We start from the raw sequence: 26,922 nt of genomic DNA, 5'->3' as shown, positions 1-26,922 counted from the left end.
AGAGGAAGTGACCGCTCGGTTGCTTCTTCTGTTTATGAAGGAATATAATGGGTATAGCCATTTGGAGAACCGAATAGTTTAGACCCAAGACGGTTGTGAAGGGAGAACGACAGCATTGAGCACCCAACAGTTTGAACGGAGTACACTGCGTCAGATAAGGCTGCATGTACTGCCTACAGATCGCTATAAAACATTCGCCATTTCCGCTTACATAGGACGTCCTCTTTCCGAGGAAGACGTAACGCAGACGGCATTGGTCCCTTTTGTTCTGAGAAGAGGAACGGAAAGTTATCCCGAAACGAAGCAGTTCCGAGAGCATCTCGACGATCTCTATGGAGCGGGCTTCGGTTTTGACATTTACAAGCGAGGGGACTACCAGATCGTTCAATTCCGCATGGATGTCATTAACGACCGGTTTGTATCGTCCCCGGAATCTCTTTTGGAGAAAGCCCTTTCGTTTCTGGGTGAAGCCATCACGAAGCCGGCAGCCGAAGGTGACGCTTTCCTCTCCAAATATGTGGAGTCCGAGAAGGAAACGCTGCGCAAACGGATCGAGTCCATTATTAACGATAAAATCCGCTTCGCCGCCGAACGCTGTATGGCCGAAATGTGCAAAGGGGAGCCGTATCGGCTGCATCCGCTGGGTGAGCTGAAGGATATTCCCGCTTCCACCCCTGAATCCCTATTTGCCTATTTCAAAAAATGGCTGGCCGAAGCGCCTATCGACCTGTATGTGGTCGGCAATACGACGCTTCAGGAGGTCGAGAACATCGTGAGCCGTTCTTTCCGGCTGGAGAGGGAAGAGAATCCCGTCTACACGCGCACCGCGCCTCAGCGCCGGACCGGGGAGACCAACGTCGTGGTGGAACGATTCCCCGTCGCGCAGGGCAAGCTGAACATGGGCCTGCGCACTTCGGTTACGTACGGAGACGATGCGTATCCCGCCGCGCTTATGTATAACGGCATTCTGGGCGGATATCCCCATTCCAAGCTGTTCTTGAATGTGCGCGAAAGGGCGAGCCTCGCTTACTATGCTTCTTCCCGTCTTGACGGGCACAAAGGCATCCTGACGATCCAATCGGGCATCGAGATGCAGAATTACGAGAAAGCGGTTGACATTATCCGCAAACAGCTGGAAGACATGAGAACCGGCTTTATCAGCGATATCGAGCTCAGTCAGACAAGAGCGATGATAGCCAACCAGCTGCGGGAAATGCAGGATTCCGCCTTCGAACAGATCGCGTTTGATTTCAATGCCGTTCTTTCGGGCAAAGAGCGCACCGTTCAAGAGCTGATCGACGGAGTGACGAACACAAGCATCGCAGAGATTCAGCAGGCCGCCGAGGGAGTATTCCTGGACACCATCTATTTCTTGAGGGATGAAAAGGAGGAAGCCAAGTGAACGTCATTCCCTATCCTCACTTAAACGAAACTTTGTACGAAGAAAAGCTTCCGAACGGCCTTCACGTATACGTGCTGCCTAAGGAAGGCTTCCAAAAAACGTACGCGACGTTTTCCACCCGCTACGGGTCAATCGATAACCATTTTCAAGTGGAAGGCGGGCCCGAAATCCGCGTGCCGGACGGGATTGCCCATTTTCTGGAGCATAAAATGTTCGAGGAGCCTACCGGCGATGTTTTCGCCACGTTTGCATCCCGAGGAGCTTCCGCAAACGCATTTACGAGCTTCGAGAGGACGGTCTATCTCTTTTCGGCTACGGGCCAGATTATGGAGAACATCACAACCCTGATCGATTTTGTTCAGAATCCTTATTTTACCGAAGAGAACGTTGAGAAGGAAAAGGGCATCATCGGGCAGGAAATCAACATGTACCGAGACAATCCGGACTGGAGAGCGTACTACGGCCTGATCGAGGCTTTGTACAGCAAACACCCGGTGCGGATCGACATCGCGGGCACCATCCCGTCCATTACCGAAATTACCAAGGATATGTTGTACGACTGCTATCACACGTTCTATCACCCGAGCAACATGACGGTCTTTATCGCGGGCGGCGTGAATCCCGAGGAAGTGATTTCGCATATCCGGGCGAATCAGGCGGCCAAAACATTCAAACCTCAGGGGGAAATCCGCCGGTTTTTCGAATCGGAGCCGGAAGCCGTCGAGACGGAACGCAAGGAAACGCTCCTGCCGGTATCGCTGCCTAAATGCCTGTTCGGTTTTAAAGAAAAAGCTCTGCATGAAGAAGGGGACGCGATCCTCAAACGAGAGCTTACGACGAAACTTGTGCTGGAAGTCCTGCTGGGCTCAAGCTCGCCGATTTACCAGAAGCTGTACAATGAAGGTCTCATCTCGGACAATTTCAGTCATGAGTACAACTCGTCTCCGGAGTACGCGTTTTCCGCGATGGGCGGGGATACGAAAGATCCGGATCTGCTGCTGAGCAGAATCCGTGAAGAGCTGGACCGTGCGAAAACGGAAGGGCTGGACGAAGAAGCTTTCGAAAGAAGCCGCAGAAAAAAAATCGGTGGATTTCTGCGGATGCTGAATTCCCCCGAGGCGATCACGAACGAATTTACCCGGTACCTGTTTAAGGGCGCCGATATGTTTGACATTTTAAAAACGTACGAATCCATCACCAAGGATGAGGCAGAGTCCAGACTTCGTGAACATTTTGACTGGAGCCGCTTTGCCGTTTCGCTCGTGCGAAGCGAGCGTCCGTGACGGGGCTCCGGCCGTTTACCGAGCAGACGGTCCTCGTAACGGGCGGCAGCCGCGGAATCGGAGCGGCCATCGCCGAACGGTTCGCCAAGCTGGGCATGAACGTGGTGATCCATTACCTGCAGTCCCACGAATCCGCCAACGAAGTGGCGCGCCGCTGCATGAACCATGGAGCGAAGGTCATGACGGTGTGCGCGGATCTGAATTCGAAGGAACAGATTGTGGCTATGCGCGACAAAATGGAGCAGCGGGGCTTTATGCCCGATGTGCTGGTCAACAATGCGGGGATTTCCCACTACGGCCTGCTTTCCGATGTGACGGAAGAGGAGTGGGACCGTGTTATGAACATTAACCTGAAGGGCACGTTTTTGTGCAGCCAGCTCTTTATGGACGGAATGATCTCCCGGAAATACGGCCGCATTATTAATGTGTCTTCCATCTGGGGAATTTCGGGTGCGTCCTGCGAGGTTATCTATTCGACGGCAAAAGGCGGCATCAACGCGTTTACGAAAGCATTGGCCAAGGAACTGGCTCCTTCGGGCGTCACTGTAAACGCCGTTGCGCCCGGAGCGGTCGATACCGATATGATGTCCGGTTTCGACCACGCGGAGAAAGAAGCGATCGCGAGCGAAATACCGGCCGGCCGTTTTGCGGCGCCCGACGAAATCGCCTCGCTGGTGTATTTTCTGGCTTTGCCCGAGTCCGGCTACATTACCGGCCAGATTATCAGCCCCAACGGGGGCTGGCTGACTTGAAAACGACCTTGGGGTATTCCCTTAATTACCAAGGGTTTGGATAGCTTCCCGGGAATATTTGATTGTTCGGATGCAGATATTACAGGTGTTCCTCTCATCCTAACAAATCAAAGGAGGCCCGACCCATGTCTACGGTACTTACAGTGTTTGACAGATGGAAAGAATTTTTGGCTGAACGGGTGGACCAAGCCGAGAGAGTAGGCCTGAACGACGAGAAAATTTCTAAGCTTGCATTTCAGATCGGTGAGTTTCTGTCCGATAAAGTGGATCCGGAAAATCGCGAAGAGCGCCTGCTCAAAGAACTCTGGGACGCAGGTGACGAGAACGAGCGCAAGGTTATGGCACGTTTAATGGTCAAACTGGTGAATAAAGAGTAGAATAGATGATGTACATGCGAAAAGCCCCACTTCACTGCGGGGCTTTTCCATGCCATCATTTCAGGAAAGGATTCGGTATCATGAGTTTCTCGCGGGTAAAACTTGCACTTTTCCTGCCAGTCATCACGGTCATGCTTTCTTCATGCGGGACTCGCGGGCTTCCGACGATCACCGAACAGCAGCTGGCGTCCAAACATTCGGTTCTGGTCGTAACGGCCCCGGATGTGTCACAGGAAACGAAAACGAGCGTAGCGGCGGCACTCGCAAAATGGAGAAGCGGCAGCGGACTCACTTCGGAATGGAAACAGGACGCGGCCTTTGACAGCGCTCTGGGCAAACAGCTGGAATCGAAACGCTATGATTATGTCGTTGTAATCGGCAGCAGTCTTGTTCCTCAAGCTTCGGCAGAGGCGGTCAGGCTCAAGAATCAGAAATTCGTCGTTCTTGCGGACCGTCTGGAAGATCCCGGTATGCAGGCGGAGAAGACGGCCCCTCCGAATACCGTTCTTCGCGGTGTAGATCATGCAATGATCGAACAGGCGATGAGCGGCTGGGTCAAAGAACAGGCGGACAAAAGAAAATCCATCGAATGGGTAACGAAATCTTCGGTTCCCATACCCTCAGGTTTATCCCCTTCCGGCTTATCCGGTCACACCGTTAATACGGACAGCAATCCCGAATGGTTCGACCAGCTGAAAAAACAGGCCGTCGAGCATCGTTCAAGCTGGATCATCCAGTTTACGTCTCTTCAGAAAACGGATCAGCAGAAAATTAAATCGCTCGGAATTCCCGTCGTGCCGCTGGATCAATCTTTTGCCGTACAAGTGAATTGGGAAGCCGTTATGGCGCAGGAGCAGAACAGGATGATTCAAGGGGATTGGAAGCCGGGTATACAGACCTATTCTGCGGAAGAAATGAACCAAGTCGAATTTCTAAAAAAGTCGTAGTTACAAAGAAGTTGGCAGGACTTTGTCAAACGTTGTAGAATAATAACTCGGAATGTCTAATTCGTGCCATGGCAAATGAGGTGCTTACGTTTTGGAAATTAAAGAATGGTACATGGAATATCGAATACATAAGAACCGTCCGGGGCTTCTGGGGGATATCGCTTCCCTCATGGGGATGCTCGATATTAATATTGTGACGATCAACGGGGTGGAGGACCGCACACGCGGAATGCTTCTTCAAACCAACGATGATGAAAAAATCGAGTTAATGGGTAAAATGTTAAAAAAGGTGGATAATATCACCATAACCGCCTTTAGAACCCCAAAACTGGTTGATATTCTTGCCGTAAGACACGGCCGGTACATAGAACGCGACTCCGATGACCGGAAGACGTTCCGTTTCACAAGAGACGAACTCGGACTCCTGGTCGATTTTCTGGGCGAAGTATTCAAACGCGAGGGCAATCAGGTGATCGGACTCCGCGGAATGCCGCGCGTAGGCAAGACCGAGTCCATCATTGCAGGCAGCGTATGTTCGAACAAGCGCTGGACATTTGTTTCGTCCACTTTGCTAAGACAGACCGTTCGCAGCCAGCTTTCGGAGGATGAGATGTCTATGAACAACGTTTTTATCATTGACGGAATCGTTTCAACTATCCGTTCCAATGAGAAACACTTCTCGCTGCTGCAGGAGATTATGGCTACGCCGTCTACCAAAGTAATCGAACATCCGGATATTTTTATCAAAGAGTCCCACTACACGTATAACGATTTCAATTACATCATCGAACTTCGCAACAGCCCGGACGAAGAAATCAACTATGACAGTTTTACGTATAACACAGAACCATTTTGAGGTTTTGTTCGTCTAAAAGGGAAGGACCCACTGAATTTACGGAGGTGAGAACATGTCGGAACTCGGTCAGCGATTGAAGCAGGCCCGATTGGAAAAGAGAATGTCTCTGGACGATTTACAGGAAGTAACGAAAATCAGAACTAGATACCTCGAAGCAATTGAAGAGGAAAATTATAAAGTTTTGCCCGGCAGTTTTTATGTGAGGGCTTTTATCAAAAGCTATGCGGAAGCGGTCGGTCTCGATCCGAACGAAGTTCTGAACATGTATCAGGGCACGGTTCCGGCAGCTCCGCCGGAGCCGACGGTCGAAACGATCCGCACACCGCGCCGGAGTTCAGCGAGAAGCACGGACAGACTCAGCAAGTGGGCATCCACCATTATGGTCGTTTCGTTCGTGCTGTTGATAGCGGCCATTGTGTATTATTTCGTCGTGGTTAACAACAAGGGAGGCAGCTCGGGCGCGATCAATGAGCCCAACAGGCTGACGGATACGGCGGATCCCAACGCGACGGCCGCTCCGAGTCCTGCCCCGGGCAACGGAGGGGGCACGACAGCCACAACTACGCCGTCTCCTACACCGACGCCTAGCGCGACCCCTACGCCGACTCCGACGCCTGCAGGCGCATTGACGCTTGTGAACAGCAGCAGCAGTCTGGACAATTACACGGCAGTAGGCGGTAAACTCGACATTACCGTGACAGCGGCAGGGACACAGTGCTGGTACAGAGTCGACAGTTTCCCGAACAACAGCAAGAAAATGGAGAAGCAGGGAACTCTGAAACAGGGCGAAACGGAGACGTTCTCCCTGACGACTACCGCACAGATTCGTGTAGGCGCGGCCAACGCCGCTAAAATCACCGTAAACGGGCAAGAGCTCAATGTCGGAGATGCCTCCAACCCTAAAAACATTAAAATCACGCTGCAGCCGCAGCCTTGACCGTGAACTTATCGGTGTAAATACGCAGGAGAGGACGAAGCCAAAATGAGTTCGGAAAGCTCTTTCGATATCGTATCCAAGCTGGATATGCAGGAATTAAACAACGCCATTACGCAGGCCAAGAGAGAAATCGAAACCCGTTTTGATTTCAAAGGCAGCAAGAGCGAGATCACATTGGAGAAAGAAGAACTCGTTCTTCTTTCGGACGATGATTTCAAGCTTCAGAACGTGATTGACATTCTTCACGCCAAGATGGCTAAACGGGGCATTGCCCTTAAAAATCTCGAATACGGCAAAATCGAGTCGGCTTCTTTGGGAACGGTCCGCCAGCGCGTTAAGCTGAAACAAGGAATCGAAGCGGATATCGCCAAGAAGATTAACATCATGATCCGTGATTCGAAGCTGAAGGTAAAGAGCCAGATTCAGGGAGATTCCATCCGGATAACCGGCAAAAGCAGAGACGATTTGCAGAAAGTGATTCAAATGCTGAAAGGCGCCGATCTTCCTATCGATCTGCAGTTTGACAATTTCAGATAAATAAAGGCAGCCCTCCGGAATCCCGGTTTTTCCCTCGGATATCGGAGGGTTTCCCTATTTTGACACTCGGATTAACGTTGTATTATACTTGTAACGATGGCTTTGCTACGACGTTTGGAGGTTTCAGCATGACGGAAAAGGTAAGGGTAGTAACGCTTGGATGTGAGAAAAATTTGGTGGATTCCGAGATCATGTCCGGACTGGTCGATCAGCGAGGGTACAGCGTGGTCGAGAACAACGAAGAAGCTACCGTGATTATTGTAAATACGTGCGGATTTATCGATGCCGCCAAAGAAGAATCGGTTACTACCATTCTGGATATGGCCGATCTTAAAAGAACCGGGAATTTGAAAGCGCTAATCGTTTCGGGGTGTTTGACACAGAGGTACAAAGAAGAACTGATGAAAGAAATGCCTGAGATTGACGGGATCGTGGGAACAGGCGATTTTCACAACATCAACGCCATTATTGACGAAGCCCTGAAAGGCAAAAAGCCGGTCTATGTCGGGAATCCGGTGTTTAACTATGAGCAAGCGCTTCCGCGCAAGGTTTCTACCCCCCGGTATACCGCATACGTCAAAATCGCGGAAGGCTGCGATAACGCCTGTACGTTCTGCTCCATTCCGATTATGAGGGGGAAATTCCGCAGCCGTTCGATGGAGTCCGTTATTTCGGAAGCGCGGCAATTGGCGTCGCAAGGGGTTAAAGAGGTCAGCCTCATCGCCCAGGATTCCACCAATTACGGAACGGATCTGTACGATAAGTTCATGCTTCCCGAGCTGCTCAATCGGGTGAGCGAAGTGGAAGGCATCGAATGGGTCAGGCTGCATTACGCCTATCCCGGATTTTTTACGGATGAGCTGATCGAAACGATGGCGGCCAATCCGAAGGTTTGCAAATACATAGATATGCCGCTCCAGCACAGCTCCGACGCTATTCTCAAGCGGATGAGACGTCCCGGAAGAGATAAGGACGCCCGGGAACTTATTCTCAAAATACGCAAAAGAATGCCGGATGCGGCTTTGCGGACTTCGCTTATCGTCGGATTTCCGGGTGAAACGGAAGAAGATTTCGAACATCTTGTGCAGTTCGTAAAAGATGTCCAGTTCGACCGGCTCGGCGTTTTCACTTATTCGATGGAAGAAGACACACCGGCGTCACGCCTTCCCGGACAGGTGCCGGACGAGGTAAAAGAATACCGCGCGGCCGCTCTGATGGAGCTTCAGCGCGAAATATCCAACCGCCGCGGAGGCCGTAGACTGGGCGAAGCGGTAGATGTGCTTATCGAGCGCTACGACGGCCGCAGCGACGTGTATATCGGCCGTTCCCAATACGATGCGCCGGAAATCGACGGGGAAGTTTTCGTAACCGGTAATAATATCGGAATAGGCGGCGTTGTAAAAGTGCGGGTTACCCACTCCTTTGAATTCGACCTCTCCGGGGAGGTAATCGCATAATGAATTTAGCGAATAAGATTACACTTGCCAGGATTTTCCTGGTGCCGATTATTATGTTTTTCCTTCTTGTGAACATCCAGTTTCCGCATATTAAAATTCAAACGTTTTCCATCACGTACAACCAGATTATCGCGGCGCTAATTTTCATTATTGCGGCGAGCACCGACAGTCTGGACGGATACATTGCCCGCAAAAACAAACTGGTTACGAACCTCGGAAAGCTGCTAGATCCGCTGGCCGATAAATTGCTTGTAACCGCCGTTCTGGTGTCCCTCGTTGAAATGGATAAACTGGGCGCATGGATCGTGATCGTGATCATCAGCCGGGAATGGGCCGTGACCGGACTCAGGCAGATCGCTCTGCTGGAGGGGGCTGTTATTCAGGCGAGCAAATGGGGTAAAGCTAAAACAGCGGCACAAATCACGGCGATTATTGCGCTGCTCATCAACAACTTCCCGTTTGCGTTTATCAACGTTCCGTTCGATTTGATCGCAAGCTGGATTGCCGCGATCATCACGGTGTACTCCGGGCTCGATTACTTCATTAAAAATAAGCATGTGATTGATTTTTCCGAGAAAACACAGTAGATACTGTGTTTTCTTCGTCTCCGGGAACAAGCTGGGTGAGGTTTATGATAAATGCGGCAGTGAATGTAACCGGTATGTTCACGCCAACTATATAATGAGCTGGGCTTTTCGCCGGACAAGCGTACTGAATCGGACAAAAGGACGGATTTGTCCGGCGTTCATTTTTCGGAAGTAAAAAACAACCCGACCGGCAAATGCAGCTCACATCATGCAAGTTTACATAAGCGAAGGAGGATCTACAGCATGAAAGCAGAATTGATTGCGGTCGGAACTGAGCTTCTGCTGGGGCAGATTTTAAATACGAACGCTCAGTACTTGGCGCAGGAATGCGCGATGCTCGGCATCGACTTGTACTTCCAGACCGTCGTAGGCGACAACCCCGCCCGCATCCGGGAAGCGTTGGAACAGGCCGGGAAACGGGCCGATCTGGTTATCACGACGGGAGGACTCGGTCCGACTCTGGACGATCTGACGAAGGATGTATTGGCCGATATGACCGGGCGCCGGCTCTATATCGACGAAATTTCCATGGCCAAGATCCGCGAGCTGTTCGATTCGCAGGGGCTTCATATGGTCGAGAGCAATTCCAGACAAGCGAACATGATCGAAGGAGCGGAGCCGCTTCCGAACGATACGGGATTGGCCGTGGGGCTGGGCCTGGATCACGAGGGGACCCGGTATCTGCTTCTTCCCGGCCCGCCGAAGGAAATGAAGCCGATGTTTGAGCGCTACGCCAAGGACTGGCTGAGCGGCCTTATAACCGATGAGATGCCTTTGTACTCGAAGATGCTCAAGTTTGCCGGGATAGGCGAGTCCTCCCTCGAGCATAAGCTGTTTGACCTCATCGAGAAGCAAACCGATCCGACTATCGCCCCATATGCCAAGGAGGGCGAGGTAACGATACGTCTGGCGACGAAGGCGCACACGGAAGAAGAAGCTCTCCGCAAGATGGAACAGGTAGAGAAGGAAATCCGCAGCCGCGTAGGGGAACACTTATATGCGGAAGAGGATATTCCGATCGAGGAAGCGGTGCTCGCGATACTTCAATCCAGAAATCAGACCCTGACGACGGCTGAGAGCTGTTCCGGCGGGCTCCTGAGTGATTTGATCACATCCATCCCGGGGCGTTCCTCGGTGTTTCTGGGCGGAGTCGTCTCTTATTCCAACGAAATGAAGCACAGTATGCTCGGCGTTCCTACGGAGCTGCTGGAAGGGGAGGACGCTCCCGGAGCGGTGAGCGCCGAAACGGCGGAAGCGATGGTGCGGGGCCTGCTGGAGCGCACACATGCGGATTATGCCGTATCCGTAACGGGAGTTGCCGGACCGACTACCTCCGAAGGCAAACCGATCGGGCTTGTCTATGTCGGAGTCGGCTGCAAGGACGGAGATATTCATGTTCAAAAGCTCCAGCTTCCCGGACTGCGGGAGACGATCAAGTTGCGCGCGGCCAAAACGGCTCTGCACCAGCTTTGGAAACTTGTAAAAGCGGACGGCTGATCGGCGTTTTTTGTTGAAAAACCGCAAATTTTAAGTTATAATGAAAGTATGTTAACGGAAGAACCGTAGCGAAGAATTTGTCTTTGCTGCGGTTTTTATTTTTTGCCGCGCAATGACCGAGAGGAGCGCCGTTCCCTTTAAATAAGAGAAGTTTTCTGTCCGAGTTCCTCACCGGGCGGCGATAGAGGGCTGTCACAAAAAAAACGAATGTATGTTCGAAAAAATACTTGGCAACGGGTGAAAAAGAAGGTATGATATACCTATAACAGTTGAAGGAAGTGAGTGTATTGTCAGATCGTCGTGCCGCATTAGAAATGGCATTGCGCCAAATTGAGAAGCAGTTTGGCAAGGGTTCGATCATGAAACTCGGAGAATCGACACACATGCAGGTGGAGACCATCCCTAGTGGTTCCCTTGCTTTGGATATAGCACTTGGAACCGGAGGTTTTCCTCGCGGTAGAATTATCGAAATCTATGGACCCGAATCTTCCGGTAAAACAACGGTCGCTCTTCACGCAATCGCGGAAGTGCAAAAGTCTGGCGGACAAGCCGCATTTATCGATGCGGAGCATGCTCTTGACCCGCTTTATGCAAGCAAGCTCGGCATTAACATTGACGAATTGCTTCTTTCCCAGCCGGACACAGGCGAGCAGGCGCTTGAAATCGCGGAAGCCCTTGTACGCAGTGGAGCGGTGGATATTATCGTTATCGACTCCGTTGCGGCTTTGGTTCCTAAGGCGGAAATCGAAGGCGAGATGGGGGATTCCCACGTCGGTCTTCAGGCCCGTCTGATGTCGCAAGCGCTGCGTAAGCTTTCCGGCGCCATCAACAAATCGAAGGTTATTGCCATCTTTATTAACCAATTGCGTGAGAAAGTCGGCGTTATGTTCGGTAACCCTGAAACAACTCCGGGCGGCCGCGCGTTGAAATTCTATTCGACCGTGCGTTTGGATGTTCGCCGTGTTGAAACGATTAAGCAGGGCAACGATATGGTCGGTAACCGTACCCGTGTCAAGGTCGTGAAGAACAAAGTTGCGCCTCCGTTCAAACAGGCCGATATTGACATTATGTACGGGGAAGGCATTTCCCGTGAAGGCAGTATCATCGATATCGGAACGGAACTGGATATCGTGAATAAGAGCGGCGCCTGGTACTCCTATAACGGCGACCGTCTCGGCCAAGGACGCGAGAACTCGAAGCAATTCCTCAAGGAAAACAAGGAAATTGCCGATGTTATTGAACAAAAAATCCGGGAAGCGAGCAATCTCACGAATGTAGTTCCTCCGGCAGGTGTGGATGTAGACGATCCGGACGAAGAACTGGCACTCTTTACGGAAGACGAAGAATAAGAACAAGGGCCGCCTCTTACGTACAGCGCAGGATGCGGCCTTGTTTTAGCTCCCTGGGGAGCTTTTCTTTGTTTATGGACCCGTAGGTGTCGAAAGGGGAAAGAGCTTATGAAAGACGAAACAGAAGCTTCCGTCATTACAGGAATAGAACGGCAAAAGCGCAATAAGAAACGATACAATGTTTACGTCAACGATGAATATGCCTGCTCCGTGCATGAAGATATCTTGATCAAGAACCGTCTGCTCAAAGGGGAACAGATAGATGTGCAGCGCTTGCGGCAAGCGCTGGAGGAGGACGAGAAGCATGAAGCCTACATGAAAGCGATCCGTTTCGTGGCGGTCAGGCCGAGATCTGTCCAGGAAGTAAAAATGAAGCTTAAGGACCTAGGCTACGAAGCCGACCTGATTGATTGGACGGTGGGCCGTCTATTGGAACAAAAGTACCTGGATGATGCCGATTTCGCAAAGCTTTGGACGGAACAGCGTATTCAATACCAGCGTAAAGGCCGAAATGCGGTCCGCTACGAGCTCGCCCAGAAAGGGCTTTCCCGGGACGAGATCTCCAAAGCGCTGTCTGCGGTCGACACGGAGGAAGAAATGGAAGGGGCCCTTATTGTGGGCCGCAAGAAATGGAAAACGGTGTCAGGCGAGAGGATGGACCGCAAAAGAAAAACGATGGCTTTTCTGCTTCGGAGGGGGTATCCGTCTTCGCTCGTTAACGATGTGATGCGCCGGCTTTCCGAAGAAGAGCTCGAAAATGAGGAATAGCTTCTCCGTGAAAGCGCACTCAGTCGCGGTTGACGAAGCCAATAGCTTGACAATGTTCTTTGTGAACAGATAAAATACAATTGTATATTTTCATAAAAAATCATCAGATTTTCTATGAGGTAACGGAAGCGATTTCCGCCAAGATTGCTTCTGCTCCATGCTGTTCCGAACAACCCCCGTTGTACGGACAAACAAACCGAACCATTTTCTAGCACGGAATGTGGTCCATACGGCTTGAACAAACGAATATCGGATTAAAAAAACCGAATCATCCCAAGCTAACACCTTGGAGGAACCAACGAGGAGGTGAACATGATGAATCCAATTATCTGGGTCCTGATCATTCTCGTTGTTGGCGTTATTTGCTTAGGGATTGGTTATTTTATCCGCAAGTCTCTTGCAGAAGCGAAAATTTCCAGTGCTGAAACTGCCGCTGCACAAATTGTAGAAAATGCCCGCAAAGAAGCGGAGGCACTGAAAAAAGAAACGGTATTGGAAGCCAAAGATGAAGTTCATAAGCTCCGGGCCGAAGCTGAAAAAGACATTCGTGAACGTCGAAATGAATCTCAACGACATGAAAGACGATTGTTGCAAAAAGAGGAGTCGCTGGATAAAAAATTAGAATCTCTTGAACGCAAAGAAGAGCAAGTCGCCAACAAAGAGAAGAGAATTGAAGAAACGCAGAATCAGATTGATGAGCTCTACCGTAAACAGGTTTCGGAACTCGAACGTATTTCCGGCATGACCATGGAAGAAGCGAAGACCATCATCCTATCCGGCGTTGAACAGGAAGTTCGTCATGAAACCGCACAACTTATTAAAGAAATAGAGCAGCAGGCCAAAGAAGAAGGCGACAAGAAAGCGCGTGAAATCATCACGCTCGCCATTCAGCGCTGCGCTGCCGACCATGTTGCCGAAACGACGGTATCTGTCGTAAGTCTTCCGAATGAAGAAATGAAAGGCCGGATTATCGGTCGTGAAGGCCGTAATATCCGAGCGCTTGAAACCTTGACGGGGATCGATCTTATTATCGACGATACTCCGGAAGCCGTTATTTTGTCCGGCTTCGATCCGATCCGCAGAGAAATCGCGCGGACCTCGCTTGAGAAGCTCGTGGCCGACGGACGTATCCATCCGGCTCGTATCGAAGAGATGGTGGAGAAGTCCCGCAAGGAAGTGGACGAGCGGATTCGCGAATATGGGGAACAAGCTACGTTCGAAGTGGGCGTACACGGTCTGCATCCGGATCTGATCAAAATTCTGGGACGTCTCAAATTCCGTACAAGTTACGGACAGAACGTTCTCAAACACTCGATGGAAGTTGCTTATCTTTCCGGTTTGATGGCTGGAGAACTCGGCGAAGACGTGACATTGGCGAAACGTGCCGGGCTTCTGCATGACATCGGTAAAGCGCTTGACCACGAAGTGGAAGGGTCACACGTTGAAATCGGTGTTGAAATCGCCAAAAAGTACAAGGAACATCCTGTCGTTGTGAACAGTATCGCTTCCCACCACGGAGACGTGGAAGCGACCTCGGTTATCGCCATGCTCGTCGGAGCGGCGGACGCATTGTCTGCGGCCAGACCGGGTGCGCGCCGGGAAACGCTGGAAACCTATATCAAGCGTCTCGAGAAGCTTGAAGGCATCTCCGAATCGTTCGAAGGTGTGGAGAAATCGTACGCCATCCAAGCCGGACGCGAGGTTCGCGTCATGGTTCAACCGGAGAAAATCGACGATGCGGAAGCATTCAGACTTGCCCGTGATATTACGAAGAAGATCGAGAACGAGCTTGACTATCCCGGTCATATCAAAGTTACGGTCATTCGTGAAACCCGCGCGGTTGAATACGCCAAATAAAAGAAGTATACTTGTGAAAAGTGGCTGCGTAAGCCACTTTTCCTTTTTTTAGCCGAAAAGAGAAAGAGGCAGGAGTGATGGGTTATTAAGATCGTATTTATCGGAGATATTGTCGGATCAGTCGGCCGGAATGCAGTAAAAACAATGGTGCCTAAACTGAAATTAAAATATGCGAACGCGGTATTTATCGCGAACGGTGAAAATGCGGCCGGAGGCCGAGGGATTACTTCTCAAATTACGAAAGAGCTCTACCAGCTCGGGATTCATGGAATCACGCTTGGAAACCATACCTGGGACCAGAAAGAGATCTTTGATTTCATCGACGATGAAGTTCAGATGGTGCGTCCCGCGAATTTTCCCGAAGGAGCGCCGGGGCGGGGACATACCGTTTTGAAGGTGCGCAACCAGGAAATCCTGCTTATCAATCTGCAGGGGCGGACTTTTCTGCCTCCGATCGACTGCCCGTTCCGCAAGGTAGACGAGATTCTCGAGGCGGCGAAAGGAAAGTACAAACATATCTTCGTCGATTTTCATGCGGAGACAACGTCGGAGAAAATTGCCATGGGCTGGCATCTCGACGGTCGCGTTTCGGCGGTAGTAGGCACGCATACGCATGTCCAGACGAACGATAACCGCGTGCTGCCGCAGGGAACGGCTTACGTGACGGACGTAGGCATGGTAGGTCCCCGGGACGGCGTACTCGGAATGGAGCGCACAGCCGTTCTGCGTAAGTTTACGACGCAGCTGCCGGTAAGATTCATCGTAGACGAAGGGCAGTGGCATTTCCATGCGACCGTCATCGATCTTGACGATACGACAGGCAAAGCGGGCAAGATCGAACTCATTCGGATCAACGAGGAAGATCTTCTTTTCGAATAAGAGCATGCAGCAATCGGCTTTTTGCCACAGAATTTAACTTGTACCTTCCGGTGATGCCGGTTCAGGAATGTTTGATCACCTGTCCGAATAGGATGGAAAGAGGAAACCTTTATCCTTAATCCTTTATCCATCAACCCAAGGAGGTACTTTTCCATGGAAGTATTAAAAGTTTCAGCAAAATCCAATCCAAACTCCGTAGCAGGGGCGCTTGCAGGCGTGTTACGGGAGCGCGGGGCGGCAGAGCTTCAAGCCATTGGCGCGGGTGCTCTGAATCAGGCAATCAAAGCGGTAGCGATCGCAAGAGGATTTGTGGCGCCCAGTGGAGTCGATTTAATTTGTGTACCCGCCTTTACAGACATCGTCATTGACGGGGAAGACCGCACGGCGATCAAACTCATCGTAGAACCGAGATGATACACGAGCGCTCCTCGGGTTGTACATACATGAACGGACCTGTTTACATACTCTGTAGACAGGTTTTTTTCGCATCGTGCAAAAGAAAGGCAAGGTCCATTAAAGAGCCTGGAGGTAACCATGATTATCGATGCTCACTGTGATGCTCTGATGAAGATGTACCGGAATCCGCTGCTTGATTTTAACGCGGCCGAGCCTGTTTTGGACGTAAGCTACCCGCTTATGAAGCAGGGGGGAGTCAAAATCCAGTTTATGGCGGTCTACCTGCCGGAAGAAATCAAGAATCCGGATGTGGGACACATTCTGGAGTATGTGGACATTTTGTACAGAAGAGTGCTTTGCAATCCGGATATCGTCCTGATCCAGAGCCGCTCGGATCTTCAACACGTGCTGACGACGGGAAAAAGGGGTGTGCTGCTGACTTTGGAAGGAGCGGAAGGGCTTAGGGGCAGCCTGGCTCAACTGCGTATTCTTTACCGGCTGGGGCTCAGAAGCATAGGACCCGCCTGGAATTTCGCCAATTGGGCGGTAGACGGGGCCATGGAGACCCGAAACGGGGGGTTTACCCTGCGGGGGCAGCAGCTGATAAAAGAAAGTAATCAGCTCGGGCTGCTGCTCGATGCCTCTCATCTGTCGGAAAAAGCTTTTTGGGAAGCGGCCGACGTACCCGGCCTGCATCTGTTCGCTTCCCATTCCAATGCCAAATCGGCATGCGACCATCCGCGAAATTTGACCGATGGACAAATCCGCTGCCTTATTGAACGGAAAGGAATGATCGGCATCACCTTCGTTCCCTGGTTTGTGAAGAAGACGGGTTCGGTTTTTATTACCGATCTTTTCCGGCATATCGATCACATCTGTTCGCTGGGCGGTGAAGACTTTATCGGCTTCGGATCTGATTTCGACGGGATAGACAAATATATCCGGGGACTGGAGAACGCCGGCATGTACGCGAACCTGGCGAATGAACTGTACAAGCACTACACGCCCGTCCAAGCCCAGAAATTCCTCTGGCAGAACGGGTACGCCTTTTTGGAACGCAGTCTGCCGGTGTCCTAGAGAGCGATCTCTTTTTGATATAGGTATGATCTAAAAAAGCTATCTGTCCCTTTTACGGAAAACCCTTGCAATTTGCGGGGTCTAGGAATAGAATTTGGATAGCTTGAAAAAATTTTTTTATATCCTACAATCTATCATACAAGCATCGTTCTAAGCAGGGCTCGTTTTGCAAAATGGTTTGCAAGAGGCGGAGCAGCTCACCATCAAAAGGAGTGGACGCAAGGTGATTAGTCAGTTATCGTGGAAGATCGGGGGACAACAAGGGGAGGGTGTAGAAAGTACGGACCGTATTTTCTCGACGGCGCTTAACCGTCTCGGATACTACTTGTACGGCTACCGTCACTTCTCTTCGCGCATCAAGGGAGGACATACGAACAACAAAATCCGTATCAGTACGAAACCGATTCGCTCGATTTCCGATGATTTGGATATTCTGGTTGCTTTCGACCAGGAGACGATTGATTTGAACTCTCATGAGTTGGGAGTCCACGGCGTGATCGTCGCGGACGCGAAGTTTAATCCCACCCTGCCGGAAGGCGTTAACGCGCGTCTGTTCCCGGTGCCGATTACGGCGATTGCGGAAGAGCTTGGAACTTCCCTGTTTAAAAATATGGCGGCTTCCGGCGCTTCCTGGGCGCTGCTGGGGCTGCCTTTAGATGTATTCAACAAAGCGGTCGAAGAGGAATTCGGACGCAAGGGCGCAGCCGTAGTCGAGAAGAATGTCGAAGCGGTGCGCAAAGGCGCGGAATCCGTGCTGGAGCTGGCAGGCGGCCCGATCGCGGAACTGCAGCTGGAGCCTGCGGACGGCGAGCAGAAGCTGTTCATGATCGGCAACGACGCCATCGGTCTCGGTGCTGTAGCTGCCGGCTGCCGCTTCATGCCGGCTTATCCGATCACACCGGCTTCGGAAATTATGGAATACTTGACGAAGGTGCTTCCTAAATTCGGCGGAGCCGTTATCCAGACAGAGGACGAGATATCGGCTTGTACGATGGCAATCGGTGCCAGCTACGGCGGCGTACGCGCCATGACGGCCTCGGCGGGTCCCGGCCTGTCCCTGATGATGGAAGCGATCGGTCTGGCCGGCATGACGGAAACGCCGGTCGTGATCGTGGATACACAGCGCGGCGGCCCGAGTACGGGACTTCCGACCAAACAGGAACAAAGTGACGTAAACGCCATGATTTACGGCACGCACGGCGAGATCCCCAAAGTCGTGCTCGCACCGAGCACGATCGAAGAATGCTTCTACGATACGATCGAAGCGTTTAACATCGCGGAAAAATTGCAGCTTCCGGTCATTCTGCTGACAGATCTCCAGCTTTCGCTAGGCAAGCAGTCTTCGGAAGTGCTGGATTATAATAAAATCGTTATTGAACGCGGCAACCTCGTTGCACAGCCGGAGGAAGTCGAGGACAGCAAACAACTGTTCAAGCGTTACGAGCTTACGGAGAACGGCGTATCGCCGCGCGTGCTGCCGGGCGTGAAGTACGGCCTGCATCATGTGACAGGCGTTGAGCATGACCAAGAAGGCCGCCCGTCCGAGAGTCCGGTAAACCGGAAGAAAATGATGGATAAGCGCCTGGAGAAGCTCAAGCATGTGGAAGTAACCAATCCGATTCTCGTCACTGCGCCTCATGAAGAGCCGGATGTTCTGATCATCGGCATGAGCTCGACGGGCGGAACGATTGAGGAGGCAAGAGGAAGACTGGAGAAGGACGGTCTTGCAACGAACCACGTTCACGTGCGTCTGCTGCATCCTTTCCCTGCCGAAGAGCTGAAGCCTCATCTGGAGAAAGCAAGAAATGTAATTGTCGTCGAAAATAACGCGACTGCACAGCTGGCGAATCTGATCAAGCTGAATGCAGGCAGTGCGGATAAAATCAAAAACATGCTGAAATACGACGGAACCCCGTTCTTGCCGTCCGAAATTTATCAAGAATGCAAGGAGCTGACTGTAGCATGGCAACGTTAAAAGATTTCCGCAACAATGTAAAGCCTAACTGGTGCCCGGGCTGCGGAGATTTCTCCGTTCAGGCCTCCATTCAGCGCGCTGCCGCGAACGTGGGACTGGAACCGGAGCAGCTTGCGATCGTATCCGGTATCGGCTGTTCCGGCCGTATCTCCGGCTATGTGAACTGCTACGGCTTCCACGGAATTCACGGCCGTTCCCTACCTATTGCCCAAGGGCTTAAAATGGCGAACCGCGAGCTGACCGTCCTGGCTTCCGGGGGCGACGGCGACGGATTCGCGATCGGTATGGCTCATACGGTCCATGCGATCCGCCGCAACATCGACATGACTTATATCGTCATGGACAACCAGATTTACGGCCTGACTAAAGGCCAGACGTCTCCGAGAAGCGGCGAAGGCTTCAAAACGAAGAGTACGCCGAGCGGCTCCATCGAAACGCCTCTGGCGCCTCTTGAGATGGCGCTTGCTGCCGGCGCGACTTTCGTGGCGCAGTCTTTCTCCAGCAACTTGAAGCAGCTGACACACATCATCGAAGAAGGCATCAAGCACCAGGGCTTCTCGCTGATTAACGTATTCAGCCCGTGCGTCACGTTCAACAAAGTGAACACGTACGACTGGTTCAAGGAGAATATCGTGGATCTGGAGACGATCCCGGATTACGATCCGAGCAACCGGATCCAGGCTATGACGAAGCTGATGGAAACCGACGGTATGCTGACCGGTATTATTTATCAGAACAAAACGAAGCCGAGCTACGAGAACCTCGTTACAGGCTTCAAAGCAGAAGGTCTTGCCAAGCAGGATATGAAGCTGAACCAAGCTGATTTTGACAAATTGGTTGCAGAATTCAAATAAGCCATACAGAAAGGCGCGCAGAGTACTCTGCGCGCTTTTTTTTTCTCCGCGTAGAGGTTAAACTGAGGGGGAGAACCTGCTATAGAGACAGAGAATGGACACAGGAAGGGATGAAGACACAATGAAACAAATACCTATCGGGATTTCCGCCCGTCACATTCATTTGAAGCCGGAGCACATTACCCGCCTGTTCGGCGAGGGCTATGAGCTGACTGTTCTGAAGGACCTGTCCCAGCCGGGACAATTCGCCGCGGGCGAAACCGTAGCGGTCGTCGGTCCCAAAGGCCGGTTTGACAAGGTCCGCATCCTTGGGCCGGCTCGGAATATTTCCCAGCTGGAAATATCGCGCACGGATGCTTTTGCACTCGGCGTTAATCCGCCGGTACGCGAATCCGGAAATATTGAAGGGACGCCGGGAATCAAGATTGTCGGTCCCAAGGGCGAAGTGGAGCTGGAAGAGGGCGTGATCGTTGCGGCCCGCCACATCCATTTTCATACGGAGGATGCGAAGAAATGGGGCATCGAGGACAAACAGCGCCTGCGTGTCCGCGTGGGGACGGATCGTCCCGTCATTTTCGAGGATGTTATTGCCCGTGTGTCGGACCAGTTCGCCTTGGATATGCATATCGATACGGATGAAGGCAACGCCGCAGGGCTTAAAACCGGCGATGTCGGAATTATTGTAGATTAGGAAGCGGGCCGGGACAAGTTGTCCCATGCACGCAGGGAGCCGGGTACGAGGAGCTGATTTCCTCGGCCCGGCTCTTTCTTCTTTTGTCCGGAGACCAGGCATGGTATAATCAGATTTATGAGTCTAGCATGGAATATTCGGGAGGAATGGCGAAATGACGGTGAAAACCGCTAAATCCGATAAGGATTTTTCGATCTATTTTCAACCTCCTTCTTATAAGGATGCGAAAAAACGCGGCAAGGAAAACATTGAAGTGCTGTATGATTTCAACATTCCGGAAGAGATGAAGGAGTTTGGCCAAGGCAAGCGGTACATGATCCGCACGTACGGCTGTCAAATGAACGAACATGATACCGAAACGATGAAAGGCATGCTCGAGGAGCTGGGCTATACCTCAACGGAAGAGAAGCAGGAAGCGGATGTGATCCTTCTGAACACCTGCGCGATCCGGGAGAACGCGGAGGATAAAGTGTTCGGCGAACTGGGGCATCTGAAGCACCTCAAACTGGAGAAGCCGAATCTGGTGCTCGGAGTCTGCGGCTGCATGTCGCAAGAGGAAGGCGTCGTTAAGCGGATCTTACAAAAACACGGGCATGTCGATCTCATATTCGGCACCCACAACATTCATCGGCTTCCGGCCCTTCTGCAGGATGCTTATTTAAGCAAGGAAATGGTCGTGGAAGTGTGGTCCAAAGAAGGCGACATTATCGAGAACCTGCCCAAGAAGCGGGAAGGCATGCGCGCCTGGGTCAACATTATGTACGGCTGCGACAAGTTCTGCACGTACTGTATCGTGCCGTACACCCGCGGCAAGGAGCGGAGCCGCCGTCCGGAGGACGTATTGGCGGAGGTGCGAGATCTGGCCCGTCAAGGTTTTAAGGAAATTACGCTGCTCGGACAGAACGTCAATGCTTACGGCAAAGATTTCGAGGATATCTCGTATTCCTTCGGTGATCTGATGGCAGATATGCGTAAAATTGATGTGCCGAGAATCCGGTTCACGACTTCGCACCCGCGTGACTTTGACGATCATCTGGTCGAGGTGCTCGCGCACAAAGGCAATTTGATGGAGCATATCCATCTGCCGGTCCAATCGGGAAGCACGGAAGTGCTGAAAAGAATGAGCCGCAAATACAGCCGTGAGCTGTATCTGGATCTTGTGCGCAAAATCAAGACGGCTATACCCGACGTGGTGCTCAGCACGGATATTATCGTCGGTTTCCCGGGAGAAACGGATGAGCAGTTTGAAGAGACGTTGTCTCTCGTCAAGGAAGTCCGGTTCGATTTTGCCTATTCTTTCATTTATTCCCCTCGTGAAGGAACGCCGGCTGCCGCAATGGAGGACAACGTTCCCGAGGACGTGAAGAAAGAACGTCTGTACCGGCTCAATGAGGTGCTCGGAGCTTTCAGTAAGGAGAGTAACGAGAAGCTTCGCGGTGAAGTGGTCGAAGTTCTTGTTGAGGGAGAGAGCAAGAAGAATTCGGAGGTCCTTTCCGGACGGACCCGGACGAATAAGCTCGTTCTTTTTAGAGGATCCAAGAATCTCATCGGATCTTTCGCCCATGTACGCGTGACGGAACCGCAAACCTGGCTGGTAAAAGGCGAGCTTGTCGCGGAGCCTCTGCAAATGTTAAGCTAAGAACGCCATAATGAAGAAGCGGAGTGTGCAGGATGGAGCATTACACGAATACCGAAATGATCGTAAGAGAAGATATTTTGGCGAAAACGAAAGAACTGGCGGAGCTTCTTACCACCTCTTCCGAGGTGCAGTTTTTTCAACAGGCCGAAAAACAGATCAACCAGAACGAGCACATTCAGTCTCTGATTCAAGCCATGAAGAAAAAGCAAAAAGAAATTGTCGCTTTTGAGAAATTCGACAACGAGATTATGGTCAAAAAGATCGAGAAGGAAATCGAGGACCTGCAGGATGAGCTGGACAATATTCCGATCGTCAGTGAATTTCAGCAATCCCAGGCGGATATTAACTACCTGCTTCAACTCGTTATGGGCGTGATCCGGGATACTATCGCGGACAAAATCACGGTGGAGTCCGGTTCGGCACAACCGCCTTCCAGCTGCAGCGAATAAAATGTCCCTAATACAGAAAGGCCGTTTCCGGTTGCGGGAGCGGCTTTTTTGCCGTACATTCCTTTAATGGTTAGTTGACAAAAAACAAACAATCTTATAAATTGTTTATATAAATACAGACGAAGATTGAAGGTGTTTGATTTGAAAGATGTCTCAGAGCTTTTTTGGAATGCGTCGACGGATGAAATCAAACGGGGATACATTTTCTCGGATCAGGAAGATGCTTATGTGTGTCTGGTTTGCGGGAAATCGTTCACTAAAGGGATCATTTACCGCGAAGACGAGACGTTTTACGAAGCCGAAAAGTTTGCGTCCCGGCATATCGCCGCCGAGCATGGGTCCATGTTTCATTACCTGCTCAACTTGAATAAGAAACTGACGGGGCTGACGGATCTGCAGAAGCAGCTGCTCGGTTTTTTTCACGACGGCTTGTCCGACAAAGAGATTGTGGGAGAACTTGGCGGAGGAAGCACCTCAACCATCCGTAATCACCGGTTTACGATGAGGGAGCGGGAGAAGCAGGCTAAAGTGTATTTGGCGCTTATGGGGCTCTTGGATCAGCGGCCGGATGCCGGTAAAGCGCCCTCCTTTATTGCCGTTCCGAAAAGCGCTACGGTGCTTGATGAAAGATTCGCGATTACGGAGCAGGAGAACGAACAGTTTTTGAAGCTGTATTTTTCGGAAGGGATAGACGGGCCGCTCAACAAATTTCCGAAAAAAGAGAAGCGGAAGATCGCTATCTTGCGGCAGCTGGCAACAAGATTTGAAGCGGACCGGAAGTACACGGAAAAAGAAGTGAACGAGGTTCTGAAAGAAGCGTGGCACGATTACGTGACCATACGCAGGTATCTTATCGAATACGGTTTTATGAAGCGCCACGACGACGGAAGCGCGTATTGGGTAACCCGTTAAGACAAACAGGAAGCATGGCTTGGGTCAAATTCACTAAATAAGGTTAATATCCGTATAGCAGCAGCTAGAGACAAAGGAGGATATAACCATGCCCTATGATATGACCCATGAAGGCGTTAACGAAGAAATTCAACGCTGTATCGAAGAATGTATAAATTGTATCAAAACGTGCAATTATTGTTTCGATGCTTGTCTGAAGGAAGACCACGCTTCCCATATGGCCGCATGCATCAGGCTGACCCGTGAATGCGCGGACATTTGTACTTATGCCGCATCGGCCATGACCCGTCAAAGCCCGTTCATTGTGGAAATTTGCAATCTATGCGCGACGGTTTGCGAAATTTGTGCCAAAGAATGTGCGGAACATGAACATGAGCACTGCCAAGAGTGCGCCAAAGTATGCCGCTCCTGCGCGGAAGCTTGCCGCAGAATGGCTGCTTAAGACAGTTTAAAAAGGGAACCCCGCATGGGTTCTTTTTTTAGTTTCCGCAAGAGAGTAAAGAAGCAAAACAAGATGTAAAAACTATTAAGGTATTCTAATAATTGGGTGACCGGAATGGGGCGGTTAAGGTTATAATGAGGGAAAGAATGCCCGAAAGTGCAACCTTCCTTCCCGCATTACGTCTATGACTGAAAGCCTGTTTCAAGCCGTGCTTATTTGGGTAAATGTTGCTGATGTGCCTGTAATCATAGAGAAGACCTAATTTTTGTTGCCTGAGGAGTTATCGTTTATGAAGGAAACTATTATTGTGGGCCTCCCGGCCTACAACGAACAGGATGCCTTGCCTAAACTGCTTCCGAAGCTGGAACAATTGTCGGTGCAGTTTGGGGAGGCTTTTCGCGTGGTCGTGGTCAACGACGGAAGCTCGGACGGAACGGCCGGAGTCTTGAAGGAAGCATGCCGAACCTATGGATGGCTTCAAGTTATCGACCATGAGCGCAACCGCGGACTCGGGGAGGCCATGAACACCCTGGTCCGATTTGTAACAAGCGAGTACCAGCCGAGCGATGTGCTTGTGACGCTGGACGCGGACAATACGCATAATCCGAACCTGATTCCGGCGCTCGTCGCGAAACTGAAGGAGAACAAGCTGGATCTGGTTGTGGCGTCCCGTTTTGCCAGAGGGGGCCAAGAGCTGGGCTTGTCGTTTCTCCGGAGGCTCTACAGCCGCGGGGCGATGGTGTTTTTCAAGTTGTTTTTTCCGATCGAGGGGGTGCACGATTATTCGAGCGGTTTTCGCGCATACCGGATCGGATATCTCAACCAGGCTATGAACCTTTACAAAGAAAGACTGATCACGACCAGCGGTTTCGATTGTATGGCCGAAATGATGGCCCGGTTCAGTAAAATCGGAATTAAAGCGGGGGAGTATCCGCTCGTGCTGGAATACCATTTAAAAGTCGGCCGCAGCAAAATGAACGTAAAGCGGACGATTGCGGGCTATTTCCGCCTGTTGATGAAAGTTAAACCCCCTGTGCAGGGGACGCAAAAGAAAGTGAAGGGTACCGTATGAGCGCACTTTGGGTCATTTTATTATCGGTCGGTATGGGAGCGGTCGGGCAAGTTCTTCTCAAAGCGGGGGCGAACCGTCTGGGCGAACTCTCGCTGGCTCCGGCTACTTTGATTCCGGATGTATTCCGGATGGTCAAAACTCCCGAAATCCTGATCGGACTTATTTTATTCGGAACGAGCTTTCTGCTGTGGGTCAAGGTGCTCACCAAGGTAGAACTGAGCTATGCGTATCCGATGATGAGCTTGAGCTACGTGATCGTGTTCGTCATGTCGTTTCTTTGGTTCCAGGAGACGTTTACGATGCAAAAGCTGGTCGGTATGGCCGTGATTATAATCGGAATCATTATCATTAATAAATAAGGAGAAGCGCATGGAACACAAGACGCGCATTCCTGCGTGGCTCATAACCGCCCTCTTGTTTATTGCGATTGCTGCGCTGAGAATTCCATACATAACCAATTCACCGTATGAAATCGATTCATGGAGACAGTCGGATACGGAATCGATCGCACGCCATTTTGTGGAAACTAAATTTAATCTTTTCTATCCGCAGTTCAATTATCAGGGGCCGCTTCCCAATTATGTGGAGCTGGAATTTCAGATTACCCCGTTTCTGATTGCGATTTTGTACAAACTGTTCGGGTACCAGTACTGGCTGGCCAGGCTCGTGCCTCTGGCATTTTTTATGGGCTCGGCGTGGTTTCTCTACCTGATCGCCCGCACGTTTTATACGAAACGGACAGCCTGGATCGCGGTTTTGCTGTACGGGATCTTACCGGTTGCGGTGACGTATTCCCGGGCCATTATGCCGGAAGCGGCATCGCTGTTTTTTTACCTCGGCGCGTTCTATGCGTTCACGGTGTGGATCCGCAAGGGCGGCACCGCTTTTGTGCTTACCGCGGCGCTGTTTACGGCGCTGGCGATTTCGCTCAAGGTCCCGACGGTCTTCGTCGGCATTCCCATGCTTTTCATGGCGGCGGCGAAGTTTAAGGGGAAAATGGTCCTGAACTGGCGCTTGTGGCTGTTCGCGGCCCTGGCTCTCGGCCTTCCCGCGCTGTATTACGCTTGGGCCTCGTCCGTAGCGGAATTCCAATTCGTATCGGGGATAGCGACGAAGCACATTTTCCCGAAAATGGCGACGGCGCTGTTTACCCCCGAAACCTGGGACTTTTTCCTGCGGGAGCTGCCGAAGGCCTTTACCTGGCCGCTTCTGGCCCTGGCGGCCGCCGGTCTGATTGCCGGCTTCCGGCAGAAGGATATCCCCGTCCGCGTGTGGGGGTGGGCGATGCTTCTGGAGCTGGCCACAATCGTGGCGGTGATCAAATTCGATTATTATTTGATCTTCTTTGCTCCGGTGGCGGCTTTGCTCGCCGCGAAAACGATCGGCCGGCTGACGGAGCTCCGGTTCGGCTGGATTCCCGCCGCAGTCGTCGTTGCGGGAATCGGATGGGCCTGCGTCCTTATGATGAATCCCGATTACGGGAAGGAGAAAACCGTCATTCTGGAGCAGGCCCGGGCGGTCGAACGGCTGACAAAGCCGGGCGATCTCATTGTCGTCGGCACCGACGACCCCTCACTCCTGAACGCCAGTCACCGGGTAGGCTGGAGGGTGCTTAATTCCATCCCGGACGATCCGGTCAAAGAGCTGGAATATTTCCGGGCGGGCGGAGCGGCTTATTTTGTTCCGCTCAAAGGGCAGATTGACGGAGATAAGGCCGGGGAACTGCGCCGCTATCTTAACGAGAAGTTCGAGAAAATTCCCGTAGAGGGCGGCTATGACATATACCGGCTGAACTGAAAAAGAAAGCAGGACCCTGCATGCAGGGTCCTGCTTTCTTTTGGTTTGCCGCTTAACGCAGCCGCTTAACGCAGCCGCTTAACGCAGCCGCTTAACGCAGCCGCTTAACGCAGCCGCTTAACGCAGCCGCTTA

At 51.5% G+C, this 26,922-nt stretch carries 27 protein-coding genes; all 27 read left to right on the top strand.

The annotated features are described in order from the left end of the window. Nucleotides 1-115 precede the first annotated feature (115 nt). Nucleotides 116-1,402, top strand: coding sequence for an EF-P 5-aminopentanol modification-associated protein YfmF (yfmF, locus tag HMPREF1207_RS03300; RefSeq protein WP_009674967.1), 1,287 nt, complete (start codon nucleotides 116-118; stop codon nucleotides 1,400-1,402). Next, on the top strand, nucleotides 1,399-2,685 hold the full coding sequence (gene yfmH, locus HMPREF1207_RS03295) for an EF-P 5-aminopentanol modification-associated protein YfmH (RefSeq protein WP_009674944.1): 1,287 nt from the start codon (nucleotides 1,399-1,401) through the stop codon (nucleotides 2,683-2,685). The genes yfmF and yfmH overlap by 4 nt, the downstream gene beginning before the upstream one ends. Further along, the gene (ymfI, locus tag HMPREF1207_RS03290; protein WP_009674962.1) at nucleotides 2,682-3,437 is read left to right on the top strand and encodes an elongation factor P 5-aminopentanone reductase; all 756 of its coding nucleotides are present in this window, start codon (nucleotides 2,682-2,684) and stop codon (nucleotides 3,435-3,437) included. Before yfmH ends, ymfI begins: the two co-directional genes overlap by 4 nt. 125 nt (nucleotides 3,438-3,562) lie before the next feature. Beyond that, nucleotides 3,563-3,814, top strand: a complete 252-nt coding sequence (locus tag HMPREF1207_RS03285; protein WP_009674942.1) for a DUF3243 domain-containing protein — start codon at nucleotides 3,563-3,565, stop codon at nucleotides 3,812-3,814. Between the two features lie 80 nt (nucleotides 3,815-3,894). Next, nucleotides 3,895-4,761 carry a hypothetical protein gene (locus HMPREF1207_RS03280; RefSeq protein WP_009674961.1) on the top strand — a complete coding sequence of 289 codons (867 nt, stop codon included), beginning with the start codon at nucleotides 3,895-3,897 and terminating at the stop codon, nucleotides 4,759-4,761. Nucleotides 4,762-4,852: 91 nt separating this feature from the next. Beyond that, a complete protein-coding gene (locus HMPREF1207_RS03275; RefSeq protein WP_009674943.1) occupies nucleotides 4,853-5,617 on the top strand; it encodes a DUF3388 domain-containing protein in 765 nt (254 codons plus the stop codon). 52 nt (nucleotides 5,618-5,669) lie between these two features. Beyond that, nucleotides 5,670-6,554 (top strand): helix-turn-helix domain-containing protein, encoded by an 885-nt coding sequence (locus HMPREF1207_RS03270; protein ID WP_009674965.1) that lies wholly within the window; start codon nucleotides 5,670-5,672, stop codon nucleotides 6,552-6,554. 45 nt (nucleotides 6,555-6,599) lie between these two features. Continuing rightward, nucleotides 6,600-7,091, top strand: a complete 492-nt coding sequence (locus tag HMPREF1207_RS03265) for a YajQ family cyclic di-GMP-binding protein (protein WP_009674974.1) — start codon at nucleotides 6,600-6,602, stop codon at nucleotides 7,089-7,091. A gap of 128 nt (nucleotides 7,092-7,219) precedes the next feature. Further along, a complete protein-coding gene (gene rimO / locus HMPREF1207_RS03260; protein ID WP_009674951.1) occupies nucleotides 7,220-8,548 on the top strand; it encodes a 30S ribosomal protein S12 methylthiotransferase RimO in 1,329 nt (442 codons plus the stop codon). Beyond that, nucleotides 8,548-9,135 (top strand): CDP-diacylglycerol--glycerol-3-phosphate 3-phosphatidyltransferase, encoded by a 588-nt coding sequence (gene pgsA / locus HMPREF1207_RS03255; protein WP_009674945.1) that lies wholly within the window; start codon nucleotides 8,548-8,550, stop codon nucleotides 9,133-9,135. The genes rimO and pgsA overlap by 1 nt, the downstream gene beginning before the upstream one ends. 243 nt (nucleotides 9,136-9,378) lie before the next feature. Beyond that, a complete protein-coding gene (locus HMPREF1207_RS03250; protein WP_009674935.1) occupies nucleotides 9,379-10,632 on the top strand; it encodes a competence/damage-inducible protein A in 1,254 nt (417 codons plus the stop codon). 287 nt (nucleotides 10,633-10,919) lie between these two features. After that, entirely contained in the window at nucleotides 10,920-11,981 is a 1,062-nt protein-coding gene (recA, locus tag HMPREF1207_RS03245; protein ID WP_016423447.1) for a recombinase RecA, read from the top strand. Nucleotides 11,982-12,089: 108 nt separating this feature from the next. Next, complete coding sequence (locus HMPREF1207_RS03240) at nucleotides 12,090-12,749, top strand: RecX family transcriptional regulator (RefSeq protein WP_009674954.1); 660 nt, start codon at nucleotides 12,090-12,092, stop codon at nucleotides 12,747-12,749. 312 nt (nucleotides 12,750-13,061) lie between these two features. Continuing rightward, the gene (gene rny, locus HMPREF1207_RS03235; protein WP_009674960.1) at nucleotides 13,062-14,606 is read left to right on the top strand and encodes a ribonuclease Y; all 1,545 of its coding nucleotides are present in this window, start codon (nucleotides 13,062-13,064) and stop codon (nucleotides 14,604-14,606) included. An 84-nt stretch (nucleotides 14,607-14,690) separates the two neighbouring features. Then, a complete protein-coding gene (locus HMPREF1207_RS03230; RefSeq protein ID WP_036739441.1) occupies nucleotides 14,691-15,485 on the top strand; it encodes a TIGR00282 family metallophosphoesterase in 795 nt (264 codons plus the stop codon). Nucleotides 15,486-15,638: 153 nt separating this feature from the next. After that, a complete protein-coding gene (locus tag HMPREF1207_RS03225; protein WP_005550495.1) occupies nucleotides 15,639-15,899 on the top strand; it encodes a stage V sporulation protein S in 261 nt (86 codons plus the stop codon). A 120-nt stretch (nucleotides 15,900-16,019) separates the two neighbouring features. Next, nucleotides 16,020-16,958, top strand: coding sequence for a dipeptidase (locus HMPREF1207_RS03220; RefSeq protein ID WP_009674973.1), 939 nt, complete (start codon nucleotides 16,020-16,022; stop codon nucleotides 16,956-16,958). Between the two features lie 223 nt (nucleotides 16,959-17,181). Continuing rightward, nucleotides 17,182-18,933: a 2-oxoacid:acceptor oxidoreductase subunit alpha gene (locus HMPREF1207_RS03215; RefSeq protein ID WP_009674955.1), complete on the top strand. Its 1,752-nt coding sequence runs from the start codon at nucleotides 17,182-17,184 to the stop codon at nucleotides 18,931-18,933. After that, the gene (locus HMPREF1207_RS03210; RefSeq protein WP_009674956.1) at nucleotides 18,921-19,787 is read left to right on the top strand and encodes a 2-oxoacid:ferredoxin oxidoreductase subunit beta; all 867 of its coding nucleotides are present in this window, start codon (nucleotides 18,921-18,923) and stop codon (nucleotides 19,785-19,787) included. Before HMPREF1207_RS03215 ends, HMPREF1207_RS03210 begins: the two co-directional genes overlap by 13 nt. A 121-nt stretch (nucleotides 19,788-19,908) precedes the next feature. After that, the gene (gene pduL / locus HMPREF1207_RS03205; RefSeq protein WP_009674971.1) at nucleotides 19,909-20,478 is read left to right on the top strand and encodes a phosphate propanoyltransferase; all 570 of its coding nucleotides are present in this window, start codon (nucleotides 19,909-19,911) and stop codon (nucleotides 20,476-20,478) included. Nucleotides 20,479-20,632: 154 nt separating this feature from the next. Continuing rightward, complete coding sequence (gene miaB / locus HMPREF1207_RS03200; protein ID WP_009674948.1) at nucleotides 20,633-22,117, top strand: tRNA (N6-isopentenyl adenosine(37)-C2)-methylthiotransferase MiaB; 1,485 nt, start codon at nucleotides 20,633-20,635, stop codon at nucleotides 22,115-22,117. 32 nt (nucleotides 22,118-22,149) lie between these two features. After that, nucleotides 22,150-22,566, top strand: coding sequence for a RicAFT regulatory complex protein RicA family protein (locus HMPREF1207_RS03195; protein ID WP_009674934.1), 417 nt, complete (start codon nucleotides 22,150-22,152; stop codon nucleotides 22,564-22,566). A gap of 141 nt (nucleotides 22,567-22,707) precedes the next feature. Further along, nucleotides 22,708-23,478 (top strand): DUF2087 domain-containing protein, encoded by a 771-nt coding sequence (locus tag HMPREF1207_RS03190; protein ID WP_016423445.1) that lies wholly within the window; start codon nucleotides 22,708-22,710, stop codon nucleotides 23,476-23,478. An 88-nt stretch (nucleotides 23,479-23,566) separates the two neighbouring features. Beyond that, complete coding sequence (locus tag HMPREF1207_RS03185; RefSeq protein WP_009674940.1) at nucleotides 23,567-23,920, top strand: four-helix bundle copper-binding protein; 354 nt, start codon at nucleotides 23,567-23,569, stop codon at nucleotides 23,918-23,920. Nucleotides 23,921-24,209: 289 nt separating this feature from the next. Next, nucleotides 24,210-24,992 (top strand): glycosyltransferase family 2 protein, encoded by a 783-nt coding sequence (locus HMPREF1207_RS03180; RefSeq protein WP_009674958.1) that lies wholly within the window; start codon nucleotides 24,210-24,212, stop codon nucleotides 24,990-24,992. Further along, nucleotides 24,989-25,351, top strand: coding sequence for an SMR family transporter (locus HMPREF1207_RS03175; protein WP_009674964.1), 363 nt, complete (start codon nucleotides 24,989-24,991; stop codon nucleotides 25,349-25,351). Before HMPREF1207_RS03180 ends, HMPREF1207_RS03175 begins: the two co-directional genes overlap by 4 nt. Before the next feature lie 10 nt (nucleotides 25,352-25,361). Beyond that, nucleotides 25,362-26,789: an ArnT family glycosyltransferase gene (locus HMPREF1207_RS03170; RefSeq protein ID WP_009674969.1), complete on the top strand. Its 1,428-nt coding sequence runs from the start codon at nucleotides 25,362-25,364 to the stop codon at nucleotides 26,787-26,789. Nucleotides 26,790-26,922: the final 133 nt, after the last annotated feature.

The sequence above is a fragment of the Paenibacillus sp. HGH0039 genome (assembly GCF_000411255.1).
Lineage (GTDB): Bacteria > Bacillota > Bacilli > Paenibacillales > NBRC-103111 > Paenibacillus_F.
Note: the sequence above shows the minus strand (reverse complement) of the source record. Positions and strands in the feature narration are given on the sequence as shown.